1 protein-coding gene and 1 pseudogene are annotated in these 3,109 nt (G+C 44.2%); both read right to left on the bottom strand.

Features of this window, described 5'->3' with window-relative positions; all coding sequences use genetic code 11:
- Positions 1-415 precede the first annotated feature (415 nt).
- Complete coding sequence (glgB, locus tag PX481_RS20485; protein WP_288095706.1) at positions 416-2,695, bottom strand: 1,4-alpha-glucan branching enzyme; 2,280 nt, start codon at positions 2,693-2,695, stop codon at positions 416-418.
- A 316-nt stretch (positions 2,696-3,011) separates the two neighbouring features.
- Positions 3,012-3,109: pseudogene (locus PX481_RS29840) on the bottom strand (TatA/E family twin arginine-targeting protein translocase); the annotation flags it as partial.

Genomic DNA, 3,109 nt, shown 5'->3' with positions numbered 1-3,109 from the left:
CGGAGGAAAATGCCCACTTTCTGCACTTTCTTGTCTGTACCTGTTCAGACTAAATCCTGTTATTAAAGACTGATTATCTATTGATCCTTTTGCCTATTACATGAGTAGAAAACGGGTTTCTCCGAGAAACCCGTTTTCTGTGCGTTACTCAACGGATTTAGTATTAGCCATCTCGACAGTAATGGCAGCGTGGAAGAACTCGCTCAAGAATGGGTGCAAACACTGCTCGCTAATCTAACAACTTAATCGTTTTCGCAAAATTAAGCCAAAAAAGAGGCCACTTTCCGCAAGATGGCCTCTAAATTTTTTTGTTAGGGGTTAGTCAGTTATCAGTTATCAGTTATCAGTTATCAGTTATCAGATGTTAGTTTTCAGTTCACTGTTTACTGTTTACTGATCACTGAAAAAAGCTTACCTATTCCCCAGAAGTATGAGGACTGATTTTGAGAACTAAAACCCCTAAAGGTGGTAAACAAAGATCAATCGAGTAGGGACGGCTATGATAGGACCATTCCTCCGACCATTTACCGCCAAGGTTGCCCATATTACTACCGCCATATTTACCCGCATCGCTGTTAAAGATTTCCTGATAAAAACCGGGATGGGGTACACCAACGCGATAATGGCTGTGGGGTTGGGGAGTAAAATTACAGACCACCACCAGAAACTCCTGCCAATTTTTGCTCCAGCGCAGGAAAGAAACGACGCTATGACTATTATCACTACAGTCGATCCACTCAAAGCCATCCTGACCAAAATCCTGGGTATATAAAGCAGGTTCACTCTTATAGGTGGCGTTCAAATCAGTAAAAAAGCGTTTTAGCTGTTGATGGGGTTCGTACTGCAAAAGACCCCACTCCAAATCACCCCAAACATTCCACTCACTCCACTGGCCAAATTCCATGCTCATAAACATGGTTTTCTTGCCGGGGTGGGTAAACATATAACTAAATAATGCCCGGACATTGGCGAATTTTTGCCACTCATCCCCCGGCATTTTGCCAATCATATTACTTTTGCCGTGAACCACTTCATCGTGGGACAAAGCCAGCATATAATTCTCGCTGTGGTTATACCACATACTAAAAGTGACATTATTTTGATGGAATTGACGGAACCAAGGATCCATGCCGAAATAATCGAGCATATCGTGCATCCAGCCCATATTCCACTTCAAATTAAAGCCTAAACCGCCCATATAGGTGGGCCAGGACACCATCGGCCAAGCGGTGGATTCTTCGGCAATAGAGAGAATTCCGGGGAAATAGCTAAAAATTACATGATTGACTTGACGCAGGAATTCCGCAGCCTCTAAATTTTCCCGGCCACCGTACTCGTTAGCCACCCATTCCCCATCTTTACGACAATAATCGAGATAGAGCATAGAAGCCACCGCATCCACGCGAATGCCGTCAATATGGTACTTATCGAACCAAAATAGGGCATTAGCCACCAGGAAATTTCTGACTTCGTTGCGACCGTAGTTAAAAATTAAGGTTCCCCATTCCTTGTGTTCCCCTTTGCGCGGGTCGCCGTGTTCGTAAAGATGAGTACCATCAAAGAAAGCTAACCCGTGGCCATCTTTGGGGAAGTGACCGGGGACCCAATCCACTAGCACACCAAGGCCATTTTGGTGACATTGATCGACAAAATACATGAAATCTTCAGGATTGCCGTAGCGACTGGTGGGGGCAAAATAACCCGTCACTTGATAACCCCAAGAACCATCAAAAGGATGCTCGGCGATCGGTAATAATTCGATATGGGTGTAACCTAATTCTTTAACGTAGGGAATTAGTTTTTGGGCTAACTCGTAGTAACTCAAAAAGCGCGCCCCAGTGTTCCATTCCGACACGGGAACCGCTTCCCCAGACCCGGAAAGTAAACGGGGGGGTTCGGCACTAGAAGCGTGCAGCCAAGAACCGAGGTGTAATTCGTAAACGGAAACCGGTTGAGTTAAAGGATCGTTATGGCGACGTTTTTCCATCCAATCGCTATCATCCCAAGTATAGCTATCTAAATTGGCCACGATCGAGGCAGTTTTCGGGCGTACTTCTTGGGCAAAACCGTAGGGATCAGATTTTTCGTAAATATGACCTTCCCAATTTTTGATCTCGTATTTATATTTAGTGCCAACACCGATTTCCGGGATAAACAATTCCCAGACCATATTATTACGTTTCCGCATTTGGTGATCACGACCATCCCAGTTATTGAAATCACCAATAATCGAGACGTTGCGAGCATTAGGGGCCCAAACGGCAAAATAAACCCCTTTAATACCCTCGATTTCGGCTAAATGCGCCCCTAATTTTTCATAAATGCGATGATGGTTGCCCTCCCCAAACAGATGTAAATCAAAATCGCTGAGTTTGGCAGAACGGAAGGCATAGGAATCATAGATTACCCGTTCCTGTTCTCCCTCGTGGATGCGTAATTGATAATTGTTCAGTTCACCGATATCGATGACGCACTCGAAAAAATGGGGGTGATAAGCGGTCGTCATGGGATATTCTTGTCTTTGGGACGGTAAAATAACCCAAGCGGCCGTGGTTTTCGGTAAATAGGCTCTAACAACCCATTTATTGACTTTTCCTTCTTCTTCTAGGGGATGGGCCCCCAAAACCTCAAAGGGATCGTGATGGAGGTTGTTGACGATTTGATGGACTTGTTCGGGGGATACCACTATAGACATTCATTTACCACTCTTGACATCTACAATACTTATAGCAAGGAAATAGTCATTTTTTCCCTGCCGTCTGGGAATTCTCAAACTAATGGTATATTCTGCCTACTTATTCAACTATGGCTGTGGCTGCTGCCGAAATTATCGTCGTTAAAGACGATTTTGCACTCCGAAACCTAATTTCCCCTTTTCTCGGTCAAAAAAACTAGCGAGTAAAAGTAGCGGCCGATGGTAAAACTGCCAATTTAATCTCGATTTTGTCATTCTCGATGTTAATCTAGCGGATAGCCTCGAATTTGACCTACAACACATCTCTACACAGTTGTCAACTGGAACGAGTTTGATCCCTAGGAGATTGACTTTCTTCTAATTCAGCTTTGATTTTTACCGAGTCTTCAATCTGCTGGGCCTCTCGCTTAAATT

It is taken from the genome of Microcystis sp. M53603_WE2, assembly GCF_030065435.1.
This window is presented reverse-complemented; position numbering and strand designations above follow the sequence as displayed.